Annotated in this window: 22 protein-coding genes and 1 pseudogene; 14 read left to right on the top strand and 9 right to left on the bottom strand. The window is 60.1% G+C overall.

Annotated features, from left to right (window positions below; all coding sequences use genetic code 11):
* Positions 1-114: 114 nt before the first annotated feature.
* The 7 genes from QD336_RS16350 to vapC all read left to right on the top strand — a co-directional run bounded on the left by QD336_RS16350 (position 115) and on the right by vapC (position 4,027).
* Positions 115-453, top strand: coding sequence for a DUF2147 domain-containing protein (locus QD336_RS16350; protein ID WP_269344171.1), 339 nt, complete (start codon positions 115-117; stop codon positions 451-453).
* Positions 454-617: 164 nt separating this feature from the next.
* Positions 618-1,214 (top strand): hypothetical protein, encoded by a 597-nt coding sequence (locus QD336_RS16355; RefSeq protein WP_499171375.1) that lies wholly within the window; start codon positions 618-620, stop codon positions 1,212-1,214.
* A 158-nt stretch (positions 1,215-1,372) separates the two neighbouring features.
* Positions 1,373-1,555, top strand: coding sequence for a hypothetical protein (locus QD336_RS16360; protein ID WP_035218142.1), 183 nt, complete (start codon positions 1,373-1,375; stop codon positions 1,553-1,555).
* A 10-nt stretch (positions 1,556-1,565) separates the two neighbouring features.
* Positions 1,566-1,739, top strand: coding sequence for a hypothetical protein (locus tag QD336_RS16365; protein WP_003509979.1), 174 nt, complete (start codon positions 1,566-1,568; stop codon positions 1,737-1,739).
* A 100-nt stretch (positions 1,740-1,839) separates the two neighbouring features.
* Positions 1,840-3,345: an AMP nucleosidase gene (gene amn, locus QD336_RS16370; protein ID WP_269344174.1), complete on the top strand. Its 1,506-nt coding sequence runs from the start codon at positions 1,840-1,842 to the stop codon at positions 3,343-3,345.
* Positions 3,346-3,410: 65 nt separating this feature from the next.
* Positions 3,411-3,641 carry a type II toxin-antitoxin system VapB family antitoxin gene (locus tag QD336_RS16375; protein ID WP_269344175.1) on the top strand — a complete coding sequence of 77 codons (231 nt, stop codon included), beginning with the start codon at positions 3,411-3,413 and terminating at the stop codon, positions 3,639-3,641.
* Positions 3,638-4,027, top strand: coding sequence for a type II toxin-antitoxin system VapC family toxin (vapC, locus tag QD336_RS16380; protein WP_499171376.1), 390 nt, complete (start codon positions 3,638-3,640; stop codon positions 4,025-4,027). The genes QD336_RS16375 and vapC overlap by 4 nt, the downstream gene beginning before the upstream one ends.
* A 3-nt stretch (positions 4,028-4,030) precedes the next feature.
* On the opposite strand, the gene QD336_RS16385 is transcribed toward vapC, so the two are convergent.
* The 3 genes from QD336_RS16385 to QD336_RS16395 all read right to left on the bottom strand — a co-directional run bounded on the left by QD336_RS16385 (position 4,031) and on the right by QD336_RS16395 (position 7,132).
* Positions 4,031-4,501, bottom strand: a complete 471-nt coding sequence (locus QD336_RS16385; RefSeq protein ID WP_499171377.1) for an OsmC family protein — start codon at positions 4,499-4,501, stop codon at positions 4,031-4,033.
* 64 nt (positions 4,502-4,565) lie between these two features.
* Positions 4,566-5,939: an aspartate aminotransferase family protein gene (locus QD336_RS16390; RefSeq protein ID WP_499171378.1), complete on the bottom strand. Its 1,374-nt coding sequence runs from the start codon at positions 5,937-5,939 to the stop codon at positions 4,566-4,568.
* A 284-nt stretch (positions 5,940-6,223) separates the two neighbouring features.
* A complete protein-coding gene (locus QD336_RS16395) occupies positions 6,224-7,132 on the bottom strand; it encodes a diacylglycerol/lipid kinase family protein (protein WP_499171379.1) in 909 nt (302 codons plus the stop codon).
* Between the two features lie 241 nt (positions 7,133-7,373).
* Between QD336_RS16395 and QD336_RS16400 the strand changes: the two genes are divergently transcribed.
* Positions 7,374-8,618 (top strand): MFS transporter, encoded by a 1,245-nt coding sequence (locus tag QD336_RS16400; protein ID WP_269344181.1) that lies wholly within the window; start codon positions 7,374-7,376, stop codon positions 8,616-8,618.
* A gap of 286 nt (positions 8,619-8,904) precedes the next feature.
* Positions 8,905-10,278, top strand: coding sequence for a magnesium transporter (gene mgtE / locus QD336_RS16405; protein ID WP_499171380.1), 1,374 nt, complete (start codon positions 8,905-8,907; stop codon positions 10,276-10,278).
* A 65-nt stretch (positions 10,279-10,343) separates the two neighbouring features.
* Here the strand turns inward: mgtE and QD336_RS16410 are convergent, their stop codons facing one another.
* Both QD336_RS16410 and QD336_RS16415 read right to left on the bottom strand, forming a co-directional pair.
* Complete coding sequence (locus QD336_RS16410; protein WP_269344185.1) at positions 10,344-11,180, bottom strand: undecaprenyl-diphosphate phosphatase; 837 nt, start codon at positions 11,178-11,180, stop codon at positions 10,344-10,346.
* 120 nt (positions 11,181-11,300) lie between these two features.
* The gene (locus QD336_RS16415) at positions 11,301-11,690 is read right to left on the bottom strand and encodes a winged helix-turn-helix transcriptional regulator (RefSeq protein ID WP_269344187.1); all 390 of its coding nucleotides are present in this window, start codon (positions 11,688-11,690) and stop codon (positions 11,301-11,303) included.
* Positions 11,691-11,794: 104 nt separating this feature from the next.
* On the opposite strand from QD336_RS16415, the gene QD336_RS16420 reads away from it, so the two are divergent.
* Positions 11,795-12,811, top strand: coding sequence for a zinc-binding alcohol dehydrogenase family protein (locus QD336_RS16420; RefSeq protein ID WP_499171381.1), 1,017 nt, complete (start codon positions 11,795-11,797; stop codon positions 12,809-12,811).
* Between the two features lie 84 nt (positions 12,812-12,895).
* Here QD336_RS16420 and QD336_RS16425 read toward each other — a convergent pair whose 3' ends face one another.
* Both QD336_RS16425 and QD336_RS16430 read right to left on the bottom strand, forming a co-directional pair.
* Positions 12,896-13,636: a pentapeptide repeat-containing protein gene (locus tag QD336_RS16425; RefSeq protein WP_269344191.1), complete on the bottom strand. Its 741-nt coding sequence runs from the start codon at positions 13,634-13,636 to the stop codon at positions 12,896-12,898.
* A 431-nt stretch (positions 13,637-14,067) separates the two neighbouring features.
* Positions 14,068-15,732, bottom strand: coding sequence for an electron transfer flavoprotein-ubiquinone oxidoreductase (locus QD336_RS16430; RefSeq protein ID WP_499171382.1), 1,665 nt, complete (start codon positions 15,730-15,732; stop codon positions 14,068-14,070).
* Positions 15,733-16,058: 326 nt separating this feature from the next.
* On the opposite strand from QD336_RS16430, the gene QD336_RS16435 reads away from it, so the two are divergent.
* The gene (locus QD336_RS16435; protein ID WP_499171383.1) at positions 16,059-16,730 is read left to right on the top strand and encodes a hypothetical protein; all 672 of its coding nucleotides are present in this window, start codon (positions 16,059-16,061) and stop codon (positions 16,728-16,730) included.
* 779 nt (positions 16,731-17,509) lie between these two features.
* On the opposite strand, the gene QD336_RS16440 is transcribed toward QD336_RS16435, so the two are convergent.
* Positions 17,510-18,430, bottom strand: a complete 921-nt coding sequence (locus tag QD336_RS16440) for a cation diffusion facilitator family transporter (RefSeq protein ID WP_499171384.1) — start codon at positions 18,428-18,430, stop codon at positions 17,510-17,512.
* A 181-nt stretch (positions 18,431-18,611) separates the two neighbouring features.
* Between QD336_RS16440 and QD336_RS16445 the strand changes: the two genes are divergently transcribed.
* Positions 18,612-19,400 carry an SDR family oxidoreductase gene (locus QD336_RS16445; protein WP_499171385.1) on the top strand — a complete coding sequence of 263 codons (789 nt, stop codon included), beginning with the start codon at positions 18,612-18,614 and terminating at the stop codon, positions 19,398-19,400.
* A 20-nt stretch (positions 19,401-19,420) separates the two neighbouring features.
* Here the strand turns inward: QD336_RS16445 and QD336_RS16450 are convergent, their stop codons facing one another.
* Positions 19,421-20,398, bottom strand: a complete 978-nt coding sequence (locus tag QD336_RS16450) for a GGDEF domain-containing protein (protein WP_499171386.1) — start codon at positions 20,396-20,398, stop codon at positions 19,421-19,423.
* A 420-nt stretch (positions 20,399-20,818) separates the two neighbouring features.
* Between QD336_RS16450 and QD336_RS16455 the strand changes: the two genes are divergently transcribed.
* Complete coding sequence (locus QD336_RS16455) at positions 20,819-22,117, top strand: Hsp70 family protein (protein ID WP_499171387.1); 1,299 nt, start codon at positions 20,819-20,821, stop codon at positions 22,115-22,117.
* Between the two features lie 43 nt (positions 22,118-22,160).
* A pseudogene (locus tag QD336_RS16460) lies at positions 22,161-22,390 on the top strand (hypothetical protein); the annotation flags it as partial.

Below are 22,390 nucleotides of genomic sequence, written 5' to 3' on the forward strand. Positions count from 1 at the left end.
GGCGGCTTTGGGCCGGAAACGGCACATGGGCAGGCCGAAGGATTTGGATCTGCGCATATATCACTTCGGGCAGTCCGGCCCGGGATTGTCTGCGCGAATTTCGGGAGGAACTCTATGAAGCGTATAATGACGATTGCCGCCGCCCTCATGATGAGCGGCAACCTTGCCTTTGCCGGCGAGGCGATCGAAGGCAACTGGAAGACCGCCAGCGGCGAAACCGCCGCGATCGGCCCGTGCGGCGGCGCCTTCTGCGTGACGCTGAAGACCGGCAAACATGCCGGAAAACAGATCGGCAAGCTTTCCGGCAAGGGAAACAGCTATTCGGGCGAAATCACCGACCCCGCCAACGACAAGACCTATAGCGGCTCCGGCACCGTTTCCGGCAATTCGCTGAGCATGAAGGGCTGCGTGCTGAAGATCCTGTGCAAATCGCAGACCTGGACGCGGCTTTAATCGAGAAGGCGGCGGGGGGCTCGTGTCCTCCCGCTCGCAGGCCCGCGCCCGATGGCGCGATGCCCAGTCAAAAGATCGCGTCCGAAACTACGGACGCACGCCGCATGGAAGCCATATATCCGTTGATGTATCGTTGCCCCAGCCGAACACAACGAAAGCGACGCATGCGCCCCACCCTTTCGACAATCCTGATCGCAGGCACCTCCCATGTCGGCAAAAGCACCCTTGCCGGCCTGCTGGGCGAAAGGCTGCGCTGCGAGGCAATATCGACCGACAGTCTCGCCCGCCATCCCGGAAGGCCATGGCCGGGCATTCCGGCGCCGGTGGAGGAATATTATACACGGCTCTCAGCCGAAACGATCCACTGGTTCCTGAAGATACACCATCAGAACATCTGGCCGCTGATCCGCACGATGATCGACAGCAGGTCCGGGACCGGCAATCCCGCCATCTTCGAGGGCGCGGCCTTGCGGCCGGAATTCATATCGCCCCTGCTCGGCAGCGGGGCCGCTGGTGTCTTTCTCCACGCCGACAATGATTTTCTTCTCGAGAGAATGCGCTCTCACGCGCGATATGAAGATGCGACGGCCGGCCAGCGGCGGATCATGGACGCGTTCATCGAACGCTCGCTGCGTGAAAACACCGAGATGCTGGCATCTGCGCGGGAACACCGCGTTCCGATTGTCGATATCAGCAAGGCAGATGCGTTCGAGAGCCTCGCGAGCGACCTTGTGGCGCGTGCGGAAACCTCCCTGTCCTGATCGAAAAGCGGTCGCTGCACGCGATCTCAGCGCCATTGCGGCATCAATTCGCCATGTCACCGCCCGTTAACATCCCTGAACACCATATGAACCGGGGTCTCAGGGTCCGTTCAGTCCGAGTGTGGCAAAACTCTGTCCATCAACTCCAATAAAGGGGAATGGACATGGCAAAGCTGATCAGCCGACTGGCAATCTTCGCGTTTCTCATGGCGATCTTCGCCATGTCCTTCGCCTCGCTCGTCGTTAATCCGAACCGCAGTTTCCAGCGGGTGAATGCCGGTGCGGCAATCGCCTGCCAGCACAGCCCGGCGCCCGCCGCCAATTGCCCCGTTGTACTGTGAGGACCGGCTGATGACGACGAGCTTTTCCAACGGCCTGTTCTCCGCCCTTCGGCTGGTGCTGATGGCCTCGATCTTTCTCGGCCCGGTGGCCGGACTTGCGGTTTACAAGGCCGATCCCCGCCCCGCCTCCAAAGGCGCCGGTTTCGTGCTTCTGATGAGCCTGCAGCGCGGCGCGCTCGGCTGATATTGCCGCCGCCCTTCTATCCCGACCGTTTTTCCGTTTCTTTTCAGTTTCTTCGTATTTCTGTCGCTTGCCTGTCGAAATTGGCCTCTTATAATGGGCCATGACAATAGCAAAACGAACGATTCCGCCCCTCACCTTCATCAGCCCCGAGCCTTTCGCGCCGCAGACATTCACGGACCCGAAAGAAGCTGTGGCGGCTTTGACCGCGCTTTACGAACGCAATACGGCGTTCCTGATCAATTCCTTCACCGACCTTGCCAAGGGCGCGCCGATTGCCGGCCGTTACCGCGCCTGCTACCCGCAGGTGAGCCTCGAGACTGCAACCTTCGGCCATGTCGACTCGCGCCTCTCCTATGGCCATGTCACCGCACCCGGCGTCTACACGACGACGATCACCCGGCCGGAGCTGTTCCGCCATTACCTGAAAGAGCAGCTGGGCCTTCTGATGAAGAACCACGGCGTTCCGGTCACGGTGTCGGAATCGGCCACGCCCATTCCGCTGCATTTCGCTTTCGGCGAAGGCGCCTATGTCGAGGCGGCAGCGGCCTCCTCGCTCTCTGACGTGCCGCTGCGCGATCTGTTCGATACGCCCGATCTCAACAATACCGACGACCTCATCGCCAATGGCGAATATGATCAGGTGCCGGGCGAACCCGCACCGCTTGCGCCTTTCACGGCGCAGCGCATCGATTATTCGCTGGCCCGCCTCAGCCACTATACGGCGACCAGCGCCAGCCATTTCCAGAACTTTGTGCTCTTCACCAACTACCAGTTCTATATCGACGAATTCGCCACCTGGGCGCGGCAGCTGATGAAGAATGGCGGCGAAGGTTACACGGCCTTCGTGGAGCCGGGCAACATCATCACCCCCGCCGGCTCCGACAAGCCGGAGACGGATGCCGTGCTCGCCCGCCTGCCGCAGATGCCGGCCTATCACCTGAAGAAAAAGGGCCATGCCGGCATTACGCTCGTCAATATCGGCGTCGGCCCCTCCAACGCCAAAACGATCACCGACCACATCGCGGTGCTGCGCCCGCACGCCTGGCTGATGGTCGGCCATTGCGCCGGCCTGCGCAACAGCCAGCGGCTGGGCGACTATGTTCTGGCCCATGCCTATGTGCGTGAAGACCACGTTCTCGATGACGACCTGCCGGTCTGGGTACCCATCCCGGCGCTCGCCGAAGTGCAGCTGGCGCTGGAAGGTGCTGTCGCCGAAGTCACCGGTTACGAGGGTTTCGAGCTGAAGCGCATCATGCGCACCGGCACGGTCGCCACCATCGATAACCGCAACTGGGAACTTCGTGACCAGGCCGGCCCGGTGAAGCGCCTGTCCCAGTCGCGCGCCATCGCACTCGACATGGAATCGGCCACCATCGCCGCCAACGGCTTCCGCTTCCGCGTGCCCTACGGCACCCTGCTCTGCGTCTCCGACAAACCGCTGCATGGCGAATTGAAGCTGCCCGGCATGGCGACGGAGTTCTACCGCACTCAGGTTGCCCAGCATCTGCAGATCGGCATCCGCGCCGTGCAGAAGCTTGCCGCCATGCCGACGGAGACGCTGCATTCGCGCAAGCTCAGAAGCTTTTACGAAACGGCGTTCCAGTAAAAACAGTATCGCGAATCCTACCCTTGGTGTATGATTTCGAAGATACATACACCAAGGGTAGGTCCATGCGCACCAATATTGAACTTGATGATGCCTTGATCGCCGAGGCGATGGAAATCACCGGCCTTCCGACGAAAAAGGCGACGGTTGAGAAGGCGTTGCGGGATCTTGTGGAAAATCTCGGACGACGCAAAGCGTTGGAAGAACTGCGAGGCATCGGCTGGAGTGGCAGTCTGGACGATATTCGCAATAGCTGGAGCGCAGACGACATCAAAGCGCAAGACGCCGCGGAATGATCGTCGTCGATACTTCTGTCTGGATAGACTGGTTTCAGAATAAATTCACGCCCCAAGGCAGGACGCTCAACGATATCGGCGATCTGAGCGACGTCATTATCGGCGACATCATTCTTCTCGAAATCCTGCAGGGCGAACCCAACGACAAACGGGCGGCAGCGATACATGACCGGTTAAAGCGTTTCGGTTTTGTCTCGATGCTGACGCCCGAACTTGCCGTGAAATCCGCCGCAAACTATCGGAAGCTTCGAAGCGTCGGGAAAACTGTGCGTAAGACGGCCGACCTCATCATCGGCACCTACTGTATCGAGCACGGGCACAAGCTCCTGCAAAACGACCGGGACTTTCAGCCGATGGCCGATCATCTCGGTCTGCAATTCGCCTGAGCCTCAAACCACCTTCACCGTCCCTTCCACCCGAACCGGAAAATTCACCGACCGTGCAATGAAGCACTTGTCATGCGCATCATGGTGCAACTCATCCGCCCGGGCAGGATCGCCTTTCGAGATGGTGATGACCGGTTTCAGCACCACCTCGCTGAACTGCCCGGCGCCATCCTTTTCCATGACAAGCGTGCCTTCGGCATTGTCTACATAGTCTTCGACAATGATGCCGTTGACGGAGCAGAAATGCAGGTACCAGAGCTTGTGGCAGGCCGAGAGTGAGGCGACCAGCATGTCTTCCGGGTTCCAGCGGGAGGGATCGCCGCGGAAGGCGGGGTCGGAAGAGCCGGCAATATCGGCCTTGCCCGCCGTGGAAATCGTGTAGTCGCGCTCATAATCGCGGTACCCCGAAGTGCCCTTGCCACGATTGCCGGTCCATTTCACCTGCACGGCGTAATGATGTTCCTGTCCTGCCATGTGATTATTCCTCCCTTAGAGTATTTTGTCGCATTTCCGGACGGAAAGCCGGAATCCACCTTTCCTAGAAATGCTCGCGTGTATCGCGCAGGTGGTCGAGCCCCTTGCGCAACGTCTCCATGATCTGGTCGACTTCCGACCGGCTGATGGTCAAAGCCGGCGAGGCCAGCATGCGGTCGCCGGTGGCGCGCATGACGAGGCCGTTTGCCAGGCAATGGTTGCGTACTGCGGTGCCGATATCGTCGGGTTTGGCGAAGCGCTTGCGGGTCGCCTTGTCCGCCGTCAGTTGCAGGCCGCCCATCAGGCCGACATTCACGGCCTCCCCCACCAGTTCATGATCCATCAGGCTTTTCCAGCCCTCCGAGAAGTAGGGGCCGATATCATCCCGCACCCGCTCCACCAGCCCTTCAGCTTCAATGATGCGGAGGTTTTCCAGCGCGGCGGCGGCGCAGACGGGATGGCCGGAATAGGTGAAGCCGTGGTTGAAGTCACCAACCTCCGACAACATCACCTCCGCCACCCGGTCGGAGACGATGACGCCGCCGATCGGCAGATAACCGGAAGACAGACCCTTGGCGACGGGCGCCAGATCCGGCTCCACACCAAAATGCTGATAACCGAACCATGAGCCGAGACGACCAAAACCGCAGATCACCTCATCCGAGACGAGGAGGATATTGCGCGCCTTGCAGATGCGGGCGATTTCCGGCCAATAGGTTTCCGGCGGCACGATGACGCCGCCTGCCCCCTGAATGGGTTCGGCCACGAAGGCGGCAACGTTTTCTTCCCCGAGTTCATCGATCTTCGCCTCCAGTTCGCGCGCCACCTTCAGGCCGAATTCGGCCGGTGAGAGATCGCCACCCTCGGCATACCAATAGGGCTGGCCGATATGGGCCACACCCTCGATCGGCAGGTTGCCCTGCTCATGCATCCATTTCATGCCGCCGAGCGAGGCGCCGGCCACCGTCGAGCCGTGATAACCGTTGCGCCTTGCGATCACCCTGGTTTTCGTCGGATGGCCAAGTGCCTTCCAGTAAACCCGCGCCATGCGGAACCAGGTGTCGGTGGCTTCCGAACCGGAATTGGTGAAGAACACATGGTTCATCTTCGGCCCGGCGCGCGAGGCGATCTTCTGCGCCAGAAGTGTCGCGGGCGGCGTGGTAGTGCCGAAAAAGGCATTGTAATAGGGCAACTCGTTCATCTGCCGCTGCACGACATCGGCGATCTCGCGGCGTCCGTAACCGATATTCACGCACCAGAGGCCGGCAAAGGCATCGAGATATTTCTTGCCGGTGCTGTCATAGATGAACACCCCTTCGGCACGCTCGATAATGCGAGTGCCGGCGGCATTCAGCTTGCCCATGTCGGAAAAGGGGTGAAGGTGATGGGCGGCATCGATGGCGGCGAGATTGGACATCGGCTTGGAGACTTCATTCATGACAGATCGCACTCCCATAAAGGCAACGGCGCTCACGCCACCGCGCCCGCCGAACATGGCCGGGCAGCTTCGATTTGGCAAGCTGGCGTTTTTTGGGGGGATATTGGACGAGCGGGTGCCCCTCGTTTCCTCTCCCCACCGGAGAGAAGGTGGCCCGAAGGGTCGGATGATGGGGCAACGGTAGAGATATTCGGCAACGTGCCCCCCCTCATCCCGCCGCCGCGGACGTCTCCCCGGCGGGGAGAGGAAACAAGCAGCACCCCCTCAATTCACAGGCGGTTGCGCTATGCGAAAAACGCCCGTCCCACCAGCACCTTCAATTCACCGGCATGAACCTTGAGTGCCACGTCCCGTTGCATCGGCAGCAATTCGCCATCGATGACGCAGCGCAGGTCATGGCGTTTCTTCGGAAAATGCAGCTCCACGTCCGTCACGGTCATGGCCGTCACGGCGGCGTTTTCCTTCAGCCTGCCGCGCAGAATGTCGAAGGCGAGTTTTGCAACACCCGAAGGGCGCAGCGGATCGGTGAGGTAAAAGCCGAGATGGCCGCCCGAGACATTGTCCGCCACCAGTAGCGAACTCTGCCCGAATTCGTTGTTGGAGACGGAGATGGCCGAGACCTTGCGGTGCTGTGTCCTGCCATTGACGGTATATTGCACCTCGAAGACCGGAGGATTGAGGATGACGCTGATGGCGGCGCGGATGCTCGCATTGATCTTGCCGATACGCGAGGCGAAGGCGAGATTGTTGCGGTAGCGTACCATGCGCGAATGCAGGCCGGCGGAAAACTGGTGCACGAAGAGCCGGCCATTGGCGCTGGCGATATCGACGCTGGCAATCTCGCCATTCGCCAGCGTTTCCAGTGCCTGACGGATATCGAGCGGCAGTTTCAGCGAGCGGGCGAAGAGGTTCATGGTGCCGGCCGGAACGATGCCCAGCGCGATGCCGTGTTTCCAGGCAATGGCTGCCGCTGCGGAAATCGTGCCATCACCGCCGCCGGCAATGATGCCTTCAATGCCCGGCTCGTCGGCGGCGCGTTCCATTTCCTCGACAATGTCCTTGCCGGAGACCAGGCGGCAATCGATCGTATGGCCGGCGCGGGAAAAAACCTCGCGGGCCTGGTCGCAATAGGCGTCCATATCGGTGGTGCGGAATGTGCCACCGTCGCGATTGAAAATTGCAATGAGCTTCATGTTTTCGAACCCGGTCCCGTAACATTCGCGGCCGCGCGTAAATGCCTGGCCTCAATATAGAGTTCCGAACACCATCGCGTGAAGATCGTCTTTTGCCGAGAATCGCTCTACCGCAACGCATCATTTCATGTTAGGGATCACTTAAGGTCATTTTCATGACCGCGCATCTCCAGTCAGGGCAGACCGCTCCCATACGGTCTTGCCCTTTTTTCTGTGGGCCCTTCCCGCTTCTCAGGTCACGATGAGCCAGTCGAATATTTCCGAAGCCCGCCTCGGCGCGGAGAATGAAACCGTTTACACGGCCGCGCCGGCCATGGCGCTGTCGCCGCTTGCCATCGCGCTGATCGAGCTTGCGCTTGCCGCCGGCGGCTTCGGCATCGGCACCGGTGAATTCGCCATCATGGGCCTGCTTCCGGATGTCGCCACCACCTATGGCGTCACCGTTCCGCAGGCGGGTTATGTCATCACGGCCTATGCGCTGGGCGTCGTCATCGGCGCGCCGATCATCGCCATACTGGCCGCACGCATGACACGCCGCGCGCTGCTTCTTGGCCTGATGGGCCTTTTTGCAGCCGGCAATATCCTGAGCGCGCTTGCGCCGGATTTCCTGAGCTTCACCCTGCTGCGTTTCATCACCGGCCTGCCGCATGGCGCCTATTTCGGCGTTGCGGCACTGGTGGCCGCCTCCATGGCGCCCATCCACAAGCGTGCCCGCGCCGTTGGCCGCGTCATGCTCGGCCTCACCATCGCCACCCTGCTCGGCACACCACTTGCCACCTTCTTCGGCCAGCTCATGTCCTGGCGCGCGGCCTTCATGCTGGTCGGCGGCATCGGGCTCTTGACTGTCGCCCTGCTCTGGCTGTTCCAGCCGCGTGACAAGGTGGAGGAAGGTGCAAGCGTCTGGCGTGAACTCGGCGCTTTCCGGCGCGTGCAGGTGTGGCTGACGCTCGCCATCGCGTCTGTCGGTTTCGGCGGCATGTTCTCGGTCTTCAGTTACATCGCCAAGACAACGACGGATGTCGCGATGATGCCTGTCTCCACCGTCTCCATGGTGCTGGCGCTGTTCGGCATCGGCATGAATGTCGGCAATGTGGTCGGATCGCGGCTCGCCGATATCTCTCTCAATGGCACGATTGGCGGCATGCTGGCCTTCAACGTGCTGGTCATGGCGGTGTTCGGCATGACAGCGGATAATCCATTCATGCTGTGCCTCTGCGTGTTCCTGATCGGCTGCGGTTTCGCCGCCTGCCCGGCCGTGCAGACCCGGCTGATGGATGTGGCGCAGGATGCGCAGACGCTTGCCGCCGCCTCCAACCATTCCGCCTTCAATATTGCCAATGCACTCGGCGCCTGGCTTGGCGGCCTCGTCATCGCCATGGGTTTTGGTTACGCCTCAACGGGTTATGTCGGCGCGGTTCTGTCCCTTCTCGGGCTTGGCGTTTTCCTTGTTTCCGTCACCGTCGAACGGCGCGCAAAAGCCGGCTGAAAGCCGGTTCTTCAGCGGTCAAAACGCCTTTTGCAACGGCCGCCCGGAACCTTACGGAAATTTCACAATCGGCCTGCTTGACTCTTTTTCTTTTCAGGCGCAACACGGCGTTACGCACGGGCCGTGACCCGGAACCGCGCGGATTTCAACGGAGCATCATTAGATGTCTAGCGACAGTAGTAGTCGATTGCCTTTGCCGAAAGCGGCGAACGGGAACTGATCCGACCTCTGTCGGCTCACCACCGCGTTCGTCGTAATCGGCGAATCGACGGAAAGGTGAGCAATCATGAACTTCCACACTCTCTCCCAGAGAGCCAGCAAGGCCGCACGTCTTCTCCGCAGCGGAAATGCCGGTTCCACCACCATTGCAGAACGTGTCGAGCACCTCAACACGCTTGATACCGACGCAGCCGTAGCAGCACTGCTTGCCATGCCGCAGGCAAAGGCCGTTGCCATTCTCGACCGGCCGGAGCTGCATGACGCAGCCGCCATCATTGCCGGCATTCCGCTGGAACAGGCCGCCCGCTTCGTCAACCTGATGTCCGACGACCGCGTCGCCGACGTCATGGCCGACATGGAAGAAGAGCCCCGCGCCAGGCTGTTTTCCCGGCTGGATCGCACGACCGCGCTCTCCATCCAGCACCTGATGGGCTATCCGCCGCGCACGGCCGGCTCGATCATGACCACGGAATTCGTCAGCGTGCCCGACAGCTGGACGGTGGAACAGACCCTTTCGCACATCCGCGTCGTCGAGCGGTCGCGTGAAACGGTCTATGCCATCTATGTGCTGGCTGAGGACGGGACGCTCACCACGGTCGTGACCTTGCGTCGCCTGCTGACCGGCGAGCCCGGCGCTTCCATCCTCTCCGTCGCCTCGAAGGAAGGCATTGCCTATGCAAGCCCCCTGATGTCGCAGGAAGATGTGGCCCGGCTCATCCGCAAGCACGATCTTCTGGCGCTTCCCGTCGTTGATGACCACTCGCATATCCTCGGCATCGTCACCGTTGACGACGTGATCGACACCATGATCGCCGACACCACGGAAGATGCCCACAAGTTCGGTGGTATGGAAGCGCTCGGCAAGCCCTATATGACGATCGGCTTTCCGGACATGATCCGCAAGCGCGCCGGCTGGCTTGCAGCACTGTTCCTCGGTGAAATGTTGACGGCGAGCGCCATGCAGCATTTCGAGGGCGAGCTGGAAAAGGCCGTTGTGCTGACGCTGTTCATTCCGCTCATCATGTCGTCGGGCGGCAACTCCGGTTCGCAGGCCACCTCGCTCATCATCCGGGCGCTGGCGCTCGGCGAGCTGAAGCTTTCGGACTGGTGGCGGGTGCTGCTGCGGGAAATCCCGACGGGCCTGACGCTCGGCTGCATTCTCGGCGCCATCGGCTTCCTGCGTCTCAGCCTCTGGCAGCAGGCCGGTTTCTACGATTACGGCGAACACTGGCTGCTGGTTGGTGCCACCGTCTTTGCGGCACTTGTCGGCATCGTGACCTTCGGTTCGCTCGCCGGTTCCATGCTGCCCTTTATCCTGCAGCGCCTGCGGCTCGACCCCGCCAGCGCCTCTGCCCCCTTCGTCGCCACGCTGGTGGATGTCAGCGGCCTCGTCATCTACTTCTCGGTGGCGCTGGTTATCCTCAGCGGCACGTTGCTCTAAAGACAAAAGGCCCGCTCGAAAGAGCGGGCCTTTTCATTTGCTGCGGAAAACCCAAGGGCCTCTCCTTAGCCACCTGCATTGATGACGCCCGTTCCCAGAAGCGCGAGCAGGATGAAGCCGATGACCACGCGGTACCAGACGAAGGGCATGTAGCTCTTGGTCGAAACCAGCTTCAGGAAAACGACGATCACGGCGTAACCCACCACAAAGGCGATGAGCGTTGCGAGCCCCGTGGGCCCCCAGCCGACCGGGTTGTCCTCACCGATGCTCTTGAAGAGCTGGTAGAAGCCGGAGCCGAAGACGGCGGGAACGGCGAGCAGAAAGGAATAACGCGCCGCCGCCTCGCGGGTATAGCCTAAGAGCAGGCCGGCGCTGATGGTGCCGCCGGAACGCGAGACGCCGGGGATAAGCGCCATGGCCTGCGCAAAACCGAACAGGATGCCGTCGCGCCAGATCAGCTGGTTCAGCTTGTAACGTTTTTCACCGATCCTGTCGGCAATGCCAAGGACGATACCGAAGACGATCAGCATCACGGCGGTGATATAGAGGTTGCGCAGCGAATGTTCGATGGCATCCTTGAAGAACAGCCCGAGAAACACGATCGGCACCGAACCGACGATGATGAGCCAGCCGAGCCGGGCATCGGCCTTGTTATACTCGCCAAGGCGAAGGTTCTGCCTGAGCCAGGCGGCCGCAATCCGCATGATATCGGACCAGAAATAGACCAGCACCGCCGCTTCCGTGCCGATCTGCGTGATTGCAGTAAAGGCGGCACCCGGATCCGCGCCGGAGGGCAGGAACTCCCCGGCAATCCGCAGATGCGCGCTTGAAGAAATCGGAAGAAATTCCGTAAGTCCTTGCAAAAGGCCGAGAAATGCGGCCTCCAACCAACCGATGCTCATATGTCTTGATGTCCCTGCTGCGAATCGAGATGGCAGCATTATGCATCAATCGGGGCAAATACATGTTGCATCGCACCATGAAAAAGCCGCGTTGCGGGGCGTGCTTTTACCCGTAATTTTTCAGGCGGCCTTTTCCGTCGCTTCGGGAAGCTGGGTATATTTCGCGCCGTTCTTGCACACGACATGGGCGTCGCCCCAGCTTTTCAGCGCAGAAATCACCGGCCGCATGGTCTCGCCAAGCGGCGTCAGCGCATAATCCACCCGCGGCGGCACCACCGGGAAGACGGTGCGCGAAATCAGGCCTGCCTCTTCCAGTTCCCGCAGCTGCTTGGTCAGCATGCGCTGGGTGACGCTTGGGATGTGGCGGCGCAATTCGTTGAAGCGCAGCGTGCCCTCATTGATGAGGTGATAAAGGATCACGCCTTTCCATTTGCCGTCGAGAAAGCTCAGGGTCGATTCCACCGGGCAGCCGGGAAAATTGCCGGTGAGCTTGGCGCGCGGTCGCGACATTTACAGTATCCTTTTTGTATGTATCGTCAGAAAATGTGCATTCTTGCGATCGATGTTCATATGTATCAAGTAAGAGGCACGCGAACAAGCAAAGGAGACTGTTCATGCGCGCCATCGGTTACAAAACGAGCCAGCCCATCACCGCCACGGACGCCCTCATTGATATCGACCTGCCCCAGCCGGAGGCGAAGGGACACGACATTCTGGTGGAGGTAAAGGCGGTTTCGGTGAACCCTGTGGACACCAAGGTGCGCCGTAACCAGTCGCCGGAAAATGGCGCCACCCGCGTGCTGGGTTTTGACGCTTCGGGCGTGGTGAAGGCCGTCGGCGACAAGGTCTCGCTGTTCAGGCCGGGAGACGAGGTATTTTACGCCGGTGTCATCAACCGTCCGGGCTCCAACAGCGAATTCCATCTGGTAGATGAGCGCATCGTCGGCGCCAAGCCGAAATCACTGAATTTCGAAGAGGCCGCCGCCCTGCCGCTGACGGCAATCACAGCTTATGAGACCCTGTTTGACCGGCTGCGGGTGAAGGAGCCGGTTCCGGGCGCTGCCAATGCTATTCTGGTGATCGGCGGCGCCGGCGGCGTCGGCTCGATCGCCATCCAGCTTCTGAGAGCGCTGACGGATCTCACCGTCATCGCCACGGCGTCGCGGCCGGAAACGCTTGAATGGGTGAAGGAACTGGGCGCGCATCATGTCGTTGATCACAGCAAGCCGATCGCCCCGCAGGTGGAAGCACTCGGTCTCGGTGCGCCGGGCTTCGTATTCTCGACTACCCATAGCGATATCCACGCCGCCGACAGCGTGGCGGCCATTGCACCACAGGGCCGTTTTGCGCTGATCGACGATCCGGCCGGCGGTTTCGACGTCATGGCCTTCAAGCGCAAATGTGTATCGATTCACTGGGAAATGATGTTCGCCCGCGCGGTTTTCGGAACCCCTGACATGATCGAGCAGCACAGGCTGCTGAACCATGTCGCGCAACTGGTGGACGCAGGCAAGATCAGGACGACGCTGACCGAGGTTTTTGGCACCATCAATGCCGCAAATCTCATCAAGGCGCATACCCTGATCGAGAGCAACACGGCCAGGGGCAAGATCGTGCTTTCGGGCTTCTGATCGACGCGGAAGCGTCCGTATCACGGACGCCTCTGCCCCTTTGGGGATATCCGTGCCGCGCGCGAAAACCGCGCGGCCATTCCATCAATCGTCGTCCGGATCTTCCGGGCAAGGCCAGGAGGCCGGTGCGGTCAGGCCATTCGGCAATTTGGTCTTGGCGTCGCCGCAGGCAATGTCGATCTGCTTCTGGTCGAGCCCGGTGGCTGTCGAAAGATCGACCCCTTCGATACGGGTGAGCAGCAGGAAGGCGCTGGTGAAATCCACCGGCCCGCCAAGCGTGGCCCCGCCGAAACGGGCGCGCGACAGGTTGGTCAGGGAAAATTTCGAGCCGTTCAGCGATGCGCCTTCGAAATCGGCCCGCCCGAGTTCGGCCTTGGTGAAATCCGTACCGTCAAGCTTGGTCTTCTCAAATTTGGTCCGCTGCATTTCGGCATTGATGAATTTGGCGTTGGTGGCGTCGGCGGCGGAAAAATCGCTGCGATAGGCTTCCACCTTGGTCAGATTGGCGCCCTGCAGATTGGCCTCGCCCAGAGCCGCGCGGATGAGCTTTGCCTTTTCCAGATTGGCGCCCTTCAGCGACGAGCCGCGCAGATCGGTATAGGTGAAATCCGTGCCGTAAAGCATCGCCGAATCGAGATTGCTGCCGCCCAGCATCAGCAGGCGCTTGTTGCATTCGCGCCAGTCGATGCCGGCCATGGCGTCGGTGCGGCAGCTGGCTGCCGCCAGCGGGCCGCCGCTGAAAGAAACAGCAACCATGGCCACCGCCGCGGCACCTGTGATGAACCTTGTCTTCCGAACGATATTCAGCCTTTGAAAGCCGGACATTCTCTCACTCCCTGCCGCCGGGCGACAGCATCTAGGACCCTATGGACATTCAAGGCGTTACCGCATTGCCGGCCCGCAAGCCACGGGCGACGCGACGTTACAACACCCCAACATCCTATATGTAAGAAATCGAAGAGCAATCCACAAATACTGACGGGAAAGCGGCCGTGGCGCTGCTCCTGCGTCGTGGTAAACGCAATGCAGCGGCCGGCGCTTGCGCGCCCGGGTTGCAGGAATAAGTTTCGGCAGGCAGAAACGGCGCGCTCCGCAAAGGCCGCCATCATCTCCGGTCGCGTAGAACAGTCGCGAGCGGTGCGAACAAACTCGACGTCATCCTCGGGCCTGTCCCGAGGATCCATCCACGTATCGTAAAATCATCCGTTGCAGATGCTCGGGACAAGCCCGAGCATGACGAACGGATGCTCACCCCATCACATATTGGCGTAAACCGGCCCCTCGCCGCCCTGCGGCGGCACCCAGTTGATGTTCTGGTTCGGGTCCTTGATGTCGCAGGTCTTGCAGTGCACGCAGTTCTGGGCGTTGATGACGTAAACTTGCCTGCCGTCCTTCTCCACCCATTCGTAAACGCCCGCCGGACAATAACGCGTGGAGGGCCCGGCATAGACGTCGTGTTCGGAGCGCTTCTGCAACTCCATGTCCTTCACCTGAAGATGCACCGGCTGGTCCTCTTCATGGTTGGTGGAGGACAGGAACACCGAGGACAGGCGGTCGAAGGTCAGGACACCGTCCGGTTTCGGATAGGCGATCGGCTTGTGCTTCGAAGCCGGTTCCAAGCTCTCAGCATCCGTCTTGCCGTGCTTCAGCGTGCCGAAGAAGGAAAAGCCGAACAGCTGGTTGGTCCACATGTCGAGACCGCCGAGCCCGACGCCGACCAGCGTGCCGAATTTCGACCACAGCGGCTTGACGTTGCGCACCCGCTTCAGGTCCTTGCCGATATCGCCTTCACGCCATTCGGCCTCGATCTCGGCCACCTCGTCATGGGCGCGGCCTGCGGAAATCGCCGCGGCGATCTTTTCTGCCGCCAGCATGCCCGAAAGCACCGCATTATGGCTGCCCTTGATGCGCGGCACATTGACGAAACCGGCCGAACAGCCGATCAGCGCGCCGCCGGGGAAAGTGAGCTTCGGCACCGACTGGTAACCGCCCTCGGTGATGGCGCGCGCGCCATAGGAGATGCGCTTGCCGCCCTCGAATGTGTCGCGGATCGCCGGATGCGTCTTGAAACGCTGGAATTCCTCGAAGGGATAAAGATAGGGGTTCTTGTAATTGAGGTGCACCACGAAGCCGACGGCGACGAGGTTATCTTCCAGATGATACAGGAACGAGCCGCCGCCGGTCTTGAAACCGAGCGGCCAGCCGAAGGAGTGCTGCACCAGACCCTGCCTGTGCTTCTCCGGCTTGACCTGCCAGAGTTCCTTGATGCCGATGCCGAATTTCTGCGGTTCGCGATCCCTGGACAGGTCGAATTTGGAAATCAGCTGCTTGGCGAGCGACCCGCGCACGCCTTCGCCGATCAGCACATATTTGCCGTGCAGCTCCATGCCACGGGTGAAGTTCGGACCCGGCTCGCCGTTCTTCTCGATGCCCATATCGCCGGTGGCGACACCGATGACCGCGCCTTCGTCATTATAGAGCACTTCCGTTGCGGCAAAGCCCGGATAGATCTCGACGCCGAGCGCTTCCGCCTTTTCCGCCAGCCAGCGACAGACGAGGCCAAGCGAGACGATGTAATTGCCGTGATTGTTCATCAAGGGCGGCATCATGAAATTCGGCAGACGGATGGAGCCGGCCGGTCCCAAGAACATGAACTGGTCGTCCTTGACCTCGGTCTTGAAGGGGTGCCCCTCCTCTGCGCGCCAGCCCGGCAAAAGCCGGTCGATGCCGATCGGATCGACCACCGCGCCCGAGAGGATATGCGCGCCGACTTCCGCGCCCTTTTCGAGAACGACGACCGAAAGCTCCGGCTCCACCTGCTTCAGCCGGATCGCCGCGCTGAGACCCGCAGGACCCGCACCGACGATCACAACGTCGAATTCCATCGCTTCGCGTTCGGGCAGTTCCATCGCTTCCGTCATCTTGTCCTCTCAGATCGCCGGTCCCATCCGGCTGTTGTTATATATCCGCTTGCGGCCATCCCCGGCGCATCGCCTGCGCCGGACAAAAAGCCATCCGCGACACCGCATTCACCAGCGCCTGTCTTCGCAAAGCAGGACGCCTTTGTCGAGCTACCATAGCGGCAAAACATGTCGCACGCCAGTCAATTGTCAGACAACCTGATGATTGCTTTATTACTTTTACGTTCACGTAAGTTACGAATAGAGCTGAGAAGGGAAAGCGTCAAGGGTTTCGGGTATTTGGAAGCCGTTCTCGGTTAGATAGTCAAGCAGCGGAAAGTCCTGAAATGAGAGCGCTTTCAAATATCAACTATGGATTTTGTTGTGCGCCAACTGCAGGCGAAATACGCGACATCATTGATAAGCCCGGAGCAACATTGGCAATCCAAGCTAGTGCCATGTCCGAGACAAACGAGGCGATCATTGTGAATAGGAATAATTGCACAGCCCTATGGCTCGCCACATCTGTCACGATACTGTTCGGCGGTTTCGACCCCTCCCACGCGATGCAACCTTGTCCGCCAAGAGCGGAAATGCGTGAGAACGCGCAGATAATTGTTGAAGCCCGGTTGAGGTCGCTATTTATCGGCGAGTCCGGGTTGCTTGCAAAAAACGACACGTTCTCGACCCGGATGGCTCGAGCCGAACTCGAAATCAAACGCGTCATCAAAGGGGCGTTTCCAAAAAAGGAAGTCGTTGCCATTGGCTCCATGTACCCGCCAGGGCCTTATCAAGAACTCACCCTGATGGCGATGTTCTATGGCGCTGGCGGTGACACCGATACGTTTGAACTGGAGCTTGCCCGCGTAGAACCAACTGACGACTTTGGCTTCTACCCTCTGAACTCTTGCGTGTACTACAAGTTTCCGGACAATATAGAGGAACTTACCGGGTGGAAAGATAATCCCCCTAGATTACCGAACGTCCCGCTTGTTAATCCCCCTTCGTCAACCCCTTGAATGGCCGCTTGGGGCCGATCAACGTCTTCTGCTTAGCGCCAGTTTCGGACGTCCTTGAAGCGTTCAAGTCGGCCTGCTCCCGAGCCCGAAGGCGAAGATGGCGGCTGATCTCTGATCCGCCGCAAGCGGTCATTCCCAGCAGAACAAGTTGCGTGTAAATCAGATATCGAATCCTATCGCGGGATAGGCAGCATTTCGACTGGCGGACCGTAGTGGAGGGCTCGATTGCAGACGGACGACCTTCCCAACTACCGCTTTACTGCGAATATCCTGAGGTATCGCAACACCCCGTCTCGTGCACCGCACGGTCCTCTTAGCCTCAAACGCGCCATCCGCAGAATGCGCTTGAGGTGAGCAAAGAGCATCTCGACCTTCTTGCGCCTGACATCCCATCATTCGCCTGATCCCCTGCAAATCAATGCGACGATTGAATCACGCCTATAGTGGAATGCAAATCCAATATTATATCCTGATAGCCGAGCATTTTTAGCGAGCTGTTATGCCACGTGAAGAACCCACAGCTAGACAACGCATATGGTCCATCATCAAGGTGATCTGGACGGTGTCGATTATCATCGTATCGACCACCGTAGGCGCTTTGATCGGTTGGGAGAACCACGGAACTATCGGCGCGGTTGCCTTGGGGTTTGTTGGCCTCGTGGTTGGCGTTTTCCTGAGCTCACCTACTCTGCTTTTGCAATTGATCCCTTGAGCCTGTCGAGTTTTTCAACGGTATCGGCCCAGAAACGGACGCAGCTTAAACATCCCCCGAACTCCACTCAAACCGCCCACTCCTCATCCGTGGTAAACACGATCGTCAGCCAGCGGTCACTCCCCTCACCACCCAGTGCTTCGCCGATTTCGTCGCGGATCGCGTCCCATTCCTCAAGGCGCCGGGGCGGCCAGTTTTTCGGCACGATGAAGAAGAGTTCGATCTGCCGGCCGCGGCCAACGCGGGCGACATAGGAATAGTGTGAGGAAAAGCCGAACTTCGTCACGATCTCGCCCGCCACCCCGTCCACATGCTGCTTGAACTCCAGCGGTGTCACCAGAAGAATGTCGGCAAGCGCCTGTTTCACATTGGCGAGCGGCATGGGGATGATGACGAGGCAGACCAGTGCCAGCACGGCAGGGTCGATATAGGGCGAAAGCCAGGCCTGCGAGGTGCCCGTCAGCCCATAGCCCACGGCGAAGGCGAGAAAGAGCGCCATGCTCAGAAGCGCACTCATCAGCCAGCTTTTGGCGTCCAGCGCCACAAAGGCGGATTTCAGCCTGCGGTTCTGCCCTCTGACGAACCATGCCATGGCAAGCGAGACGGCGAAGCTGACAAAGGTGACAAGGATGGCGTAATCGAATTCGATCAAACGTCCTCCATCCATCAGGCTGTCGATGGCATTGATGAGCGCATAGATCGCCGCCCCCATCAACAGCGTGCCGTTGAGGCCGAGCACCATCGGCTCCAGATGCCAGAACCCCATGGTGAAACGCTCCACCAGCCGGCCACCGGGCTTAGGTGCTGCGGAAGCGGCGATCAACCGCGCGACGAGCAGCGCCAGCACCGTCATGAAAGCATCGGTGAGCGCATAAACACCGTCGAAAACCACCGCGAAGGAACCGGAGAACAGGCCCGCACCGATGCCGAAGAGCGCCAGGACAACCGTGACGGCAATGGAGAATTTGAGCAGGGATTGTTCTGTCATGACGTGTATTTTACCTTCAAAACCGGACGCCACCTTATAGAGGTTTTTCGCTTTTCTGCGAATCGCGGAAAATCTCTAACTCTTTGTTTTGTCGCATTTCCGGACGGAAAACCGGGGTCCACTTTTCCTGGAAATGCTCTATAAACAGCACATACGGCACTCACAAGACAGGACAGAACCCATGGATTTCGGCATTTCCGGCAAACGCGCCCTCGTTCTCGCCTCCTCTCGCGGCCTTGGGCTGGGCATTGCCACCGTGCTGGCGAAAGAAGGCGCAAATGTCCTTCTGGTTGGCCGAAGCGGTGAAAAGCTGGCGGAAAACTGCAAGGCGATCAATGCGCTCGGCAAGGGCAAGGCCGACTGGGTTTGGGGTGATCTTGCCGACGACAATTTCATCGAGGCCATGGCTCAGGCCGTCAAGGACAAGCTCGGCGGCATCGATATCCTCGTCAACAATACCGGCGGCCCGACACCCGGCCTCGCGCAGGACATGACGGTCGACAAGCTCGATACCTTTTTTCAGTCGATGGTGCTGCGGGTCATCACGCTGACCAATGCGCTGCTGCCGCAGATGAAGGAACAGGGTTTCGGCCGCATCCTCACCGTTGCCTCCTCCGGGGTGTTTGAACCGATCCCGAACCTCGCCCTTTCCAACACGCTGCGCGGCGCGCTTGTCGGCTGGAGCAAGACGCTGTCGAGCGAAGTGGCCTCCTTCGGCATCACCTCCAACCTGCTGCTGCCCGGCCGCATCCACACCGACCGCATTGACGAGCTGGACGGCGCCAATGCCAAGCGGCTCGGCAAAAGCGTCGAGGAAATCCGCGAGGCCTCCGTCAAGAGCATTCCGGCCGGCCGTCTCGGCACGGTGGAGGAATTCGCCGCCGCCGGTGCTTTCCTCTGCTCCGTGCCGGCGAGCTATATTACCGGCACGATGCTGCGCGTGGATGGCGGCGCGGCGAAATCGAACTGACGACTGTTACGCCAGGCGCATCAGGAAACCGCTTCGTAAATCACGAAGCGGTTTCGGCCGGTGTTCTTGGCTTCGTAGAGGGCCGTATCGGCACGCCGCAGTACGTCGCTGGCGCTCTCCCCGGGATTTGCGAAGGCAATGCCGGCCGAGCAGCTGTAGCGGAAATCCGGCATGTCCCCGAGCGGTGATGCCTGCGCCAACGACGACAGCAACCCCTGCATGACAGCCTGGACGCCCAGCATCCTCGAGCCGCTGAGGACCAGCAGAAATTCCTCGCCGCCAATCCGCCCGACAAGATCGTCCCGGCACGCCGCGGCCGAAAGCCGGGCGGCAAAATCCTTGAGGACCATATCTCCGCAGGCGTGCCCGAAACGGTCATTCACCGCCTTGAAGTGGTCTATGTCGATGATGGTGATGGCAAGCGCCTGGGCCTTGTTGGGGCCAAGCATCTGATTGAGACTGTCCATCACATAGCGGCGGTTGCCGAGACCGGTCAGTTCGTCACTCAGCGCCGATTTCAGCGCCCTGTCACGCTCCTGCCTGAGATCGCGCAATTCGACCCCGAGTTCGGAAACATCGGTAACGACGCATAACATCCAGCCGCCGGGCAATGTCGTTTCGGTCGTCAATATCCAGCGCCCGTCATTGAGGCTGGTCTCGATGGTGCGGAAGGGCAGCTTGCCGCGCCTCGTCTTGGCGGAGCGCAGCCACAATTCGAAATCGGTGGTTTCAATGGCCGTGCCGGTGCTGTTGCGATAGCCGTTGCGCATCAGCTCCAGCCAGCTCGGAAACTCGTCATGCGGCACATCCAGCGCCTTGCGGAACACGGCATTCGCGAAGCGCAGCCTGTCTTCGCCATCAAACAGGGCATAACCCTGCTGCGAGGCCTCCAGGAGGTGCATGAGCTGGCGGTTGAAAACACCCATATCGCCACGAACGAGGCCGGAATGGTCCAGCGGCACTTCTTCGAGGGTGGAACGGGCCGGCTTGCGGGGCATCGAATTTCCCAGGCTACGAAAACAACGGGCAACCAATATAGTTCGCCTAGAAATACATCCTACGATTACAAAAATATTTAAATCACGCGGCATTTTCCGTGATTTCGACAGTCACTACTTCTAATATGCGCCACCATAGCAGCAACCCCCTAAGAATATTACAGAAAACTGCGACGCTCTTTCGTGAGAACATAGTCAGATCGTTTACCATCCCCTTCCCCGGCAATTGCCTCACCTCCCGCCAGGGCCGGCCAGCGCGTCACGCAGGGCTTAAAAACAATGGTCGGCGCTTGCCATTCCGTCGGCCCTGTGCAATCAACCGCCCTCCTCTGACATCGGGACGCCAAGGGCATCCCTTATTTTCACGCCGGGCCGCCCAAGGGCCGGGCGGGTTCTTCTTTCGGCAACAAGGATATGGCGATGACGCAAAAGCGGGCTCTCGGTCTCGATTTCGGCACGACAAACACGGTCATGGCTCTTTCCGACGCGGGCGGCGAAAGCCGCTCCATGCGCTTCACCAGCAGCGCCGGCACGGATGACAGCATGCGCACGGCGCTTTCCTTCATGAAGGATGCCGGCCTTGGTGCGGCCGCGCTGCATGTGGAAGCGGGACACGCCGCCATCCGGCAATTCATCGACAATGCCGGCGACTGTCGTTTCCTGCAGTCGATCAAGACATTTGCGGCCTCGCCGCTGTTTCAGGGCACGCTGATCTTCGCCAAGCGCCAGAGCTTCGAAGATCTGATGGATGTGTTCCTGCGCAAGCTGAAGACCTATGCGGGCGATGAGTGGCCGGGCGATGTTTCCACCGTCATCGCCGGCCGGCCGGTGCGTTTTGCCGGCAGCAATCCGGACGAAACGCTTGCGCTTGCCCGTTACAACGAAGCGCTGGGCCGGGCCGGCTTTCCGGAAATCCACTATGTCTACGAGCCCGTGGCGGCCGCCTATTATTTCGCCCAGAGCCTGAAGAAGGACGCCAATGTGCTGGTGGCGGATTTCGGTGGCGGCACCACCGACTATTCGCTGATCCGTTTCGAGACCCATGCCGGCAAGCTTTCCGCCACCCCCATCGGCCATTCCGGTGTGGGTGTCGCAGGCGACCATTTCGACTTCCGCATGATCGACAATCTGGTCTCGCCGGAAATCGGCAAGGGCAGCAAGTTCAAGAGCTTCGACAAGGTTCTGGACGTGCCTTCGGGTTATTACGTGAATTTCGGCCGCTGGAACCAGCTGTCGATCTTCAAGACCTCGAAGGAATTCACCGACCTCAAATCGCTGGTGCGCTCGGCACTGGAACCGGAAAAGCTGGAACTCTTCATCGATCTCGTCGAACATGACGAAGGTTACCCGCTCTATCAGTCGATTTCCGCCACCAAGATGGCGCTGTCTTCGGCCGAGGAGGCGGAATTCAACTTCGCGCCGCTCGGCAAGGCCGGACGCAAGATGGTGAAGCGCAGCGATTTCAACGCGTGGATTGCCGAAGACCTCGCCAAAATCGAGGGTGCGCTGGACGAGGTGCTGGAGAAGACGCAGGTTTCGCCCGATGCGATCGACAAGGTGTTCCTGACCGGCGGCACCTCTTTCGTGCCGGCGGTGCGGGAACTTTTCACCCGCCGCTTCGATGCCGACCGGATCGAAAGCGGCGGCGAGCTGCTCTCGATTGCCCATGGTCTCGCCATGATCGGCGAAAGCGGCGATATTCAGCGCTGGACAGCGTGATTTGCGGGTTTCCCGCGCGGGGAACATGGGGTAATTTCCGCCCATGATCGCCGCTCACGACCTCTCCCCGGCCGAACTCGCCGCCCTTCTGCATTTCCATGCGGATGCGGGCGTGGACTGGCTGCTGGAAGAGGAGCCGGTCCACGCCCGCATCCGCATGGAAATGCAGAAGGGCGGCGAGTTCGGCCGGGGAGAGGTCGTGAGCGGCGATCATGGGCGGAAATTACCCCATGTTCCCCGCGCGGGAAACCCGCAAATCACGCTGTCCAGCGC

It is taken from the genome of Rhizobium sp. BR 250, assembly GCF_047445855.1.
Lineage (GTDB): Bacteria > Pseudomonadota > Alphaproteobacteria > Rhizobiales > Rhizobiaceae > Agrobacterium > Agrobacterium tumefaciens_I.

Excerpts from the sequence above, each read along its gene's own strand:
- QD336_RS16350 (WP_269344171.1), top strand. The coding sequence starts at position 115 with ATGAAGCGTATAATGACGATTGCCGCCGCCCTCATGATGAGCGGCAAC.
- QD336_RS16355 (WP_499171375.1), top strand. The coding sequence starts at position 618 with ATGCGCCCCACCCTTTCGACAATCCTGATCGCAGGCACCTCCCATGTC.
- QD336_RS16360 (WP_035218142.1), top strand. The coding sequence starts at position 1,373 with ATGGACATGGCAAAGCTGATCAGCCGACTGGCAATCTTCGCGTTTCTC.
- QD336_RS16365 (WP_003509979.1), top strand. The coding sequence starts at position 1,566 with ATGACGACGAGCTTTTCCAACGGCCTGTTCTCCGCCCTTCGGCTGGTG.
- amn (WP_269344174.1), top strand. The coding sequence starts at position 1,840 with ATGACAATAGCAAAACGAACGATTCCGCCCCTCACCTTCATCAGCCCC.
- QD336_RS16375 (WP_269344175.1), top strand. The coding sequence starts at position 3,411 with ATGCGCACCAATATTGAACTTGATGATGCCTTGATCGCCGAGGCGATG.
- vapC (WP_499171376.1), top strand. The coding sequence starts at position 3,638 with ATGATCGTCGTCGATACTTCTGTCTGGATAGACTGGTTTCAGAATAAA.
- QD336_RS16385 (WP_499171377.1), bottom strand. The coding sequence starts at position 4,501 with ATGGCAGGACAGGAACATCATTACGCCGTGCAGGTGAAATGGACCGGC.
- QD336_RS16390 (WP_499171378.1), bottom strand. The coding sequence starts at position 5,939 with ATGAATGAAGTCTCCAAGCCGATGTCCAATCTCGCCGCCATCGATGCC.
- QD336_RS16395 (WP_499171379.1), bottom strand. The coding sequence starts at position 7,132 with ATGAAGCTCATTGCAATTTTCAATCGCGACGGTGGCACATTCCGCACC.
- QD336_RS16400 (WP_269344181.1), top strand. The coding sequence starts at position 7,374 with ATGAGCCAGTCGAATATTTCCGAAGCCCGCCTCGGCGCGGAGAATGAA.
- mgtE (WP_499171380.1), top strand. The coding sequence starts at position 8,905 with ATGAACTTCCACACTCTCTCCCAGAGAGCCAGCAAGGCCGCACGTCTT.
- QD336_RS16410 (WP_269344185.1), bottom strand. The coding sequence starts at position 11,180 with ATGAGCATCGGTTGGTTGGAGGCCGCATTTCTCGGCCTTTTGCAAGGA.
- QD336_RS16415 (WP_269344187.1), bottom strand. The coding sequence starts at position 11,690 with ATGTCGCGACCGCGCGCCAAGCTCACCGGCAATTTTCCCGGCTGCCCG.
- QD336_RS16420 (WP_499171381.1), top strand. The coding sequence starts at position 11,795 with ATGCGCGCCATCGGTTACAAAACGAGCCAGCCCATCACCGCCACGGAC.
- QD336_RS16425 (WP_269344191.1), bottom strand. The coding sequence starts at position 13,636 with ATGTCCGGCTTTCAAAGGCTGAATATCGTTCGGAAGACAAGGTTCATC.
- QD336_RS16430 (WP_499171382.1), bottom strand. The coding sequence starts at position 15,732 with ATGACGGAAGCGATGGAACTGCCCGAACGCGAAGCGATGGAATTCGAC.
- QD336_RS16435 (WP_499171383.1), top strand. The coding sequence starts at position 16,059 with ATGAGAGCGCTTTCAAATATCAACTATGGATTTTGTTGTGCGCCAACT.
- QD336_RS16440 (WP_499171384.1), bottom strand. The coding sequence starts at position 18,430 with ATGACAGAACAATCCCTGCTCAAATTCTCCATTGCCGTCACGGTTGTC.
- QD336_RS16445 (WP_499171385.1), top strand. The coding sequence starts at position 18,612 with ATGGATTTCGGCATTTCCGGCAAACGCGCCCTCGTTCTCGCCTCCTCT.
- QD336_RS16450 (WP_499171386.1), bottom strand. The coding sequence starts at position 20,398 with ATGCCCCGCAAGCCGGCCCGTTCCACCCTCGAAGAAGTGCCGCTGGAC.
- QD336_RS16455 (WP_499171387.1), top strand. The coding sequence starts at position 20,819 with ATGACGCAAAAGCGGGCTCTCGGTCTCGATTTCGGCACGACAAACACG.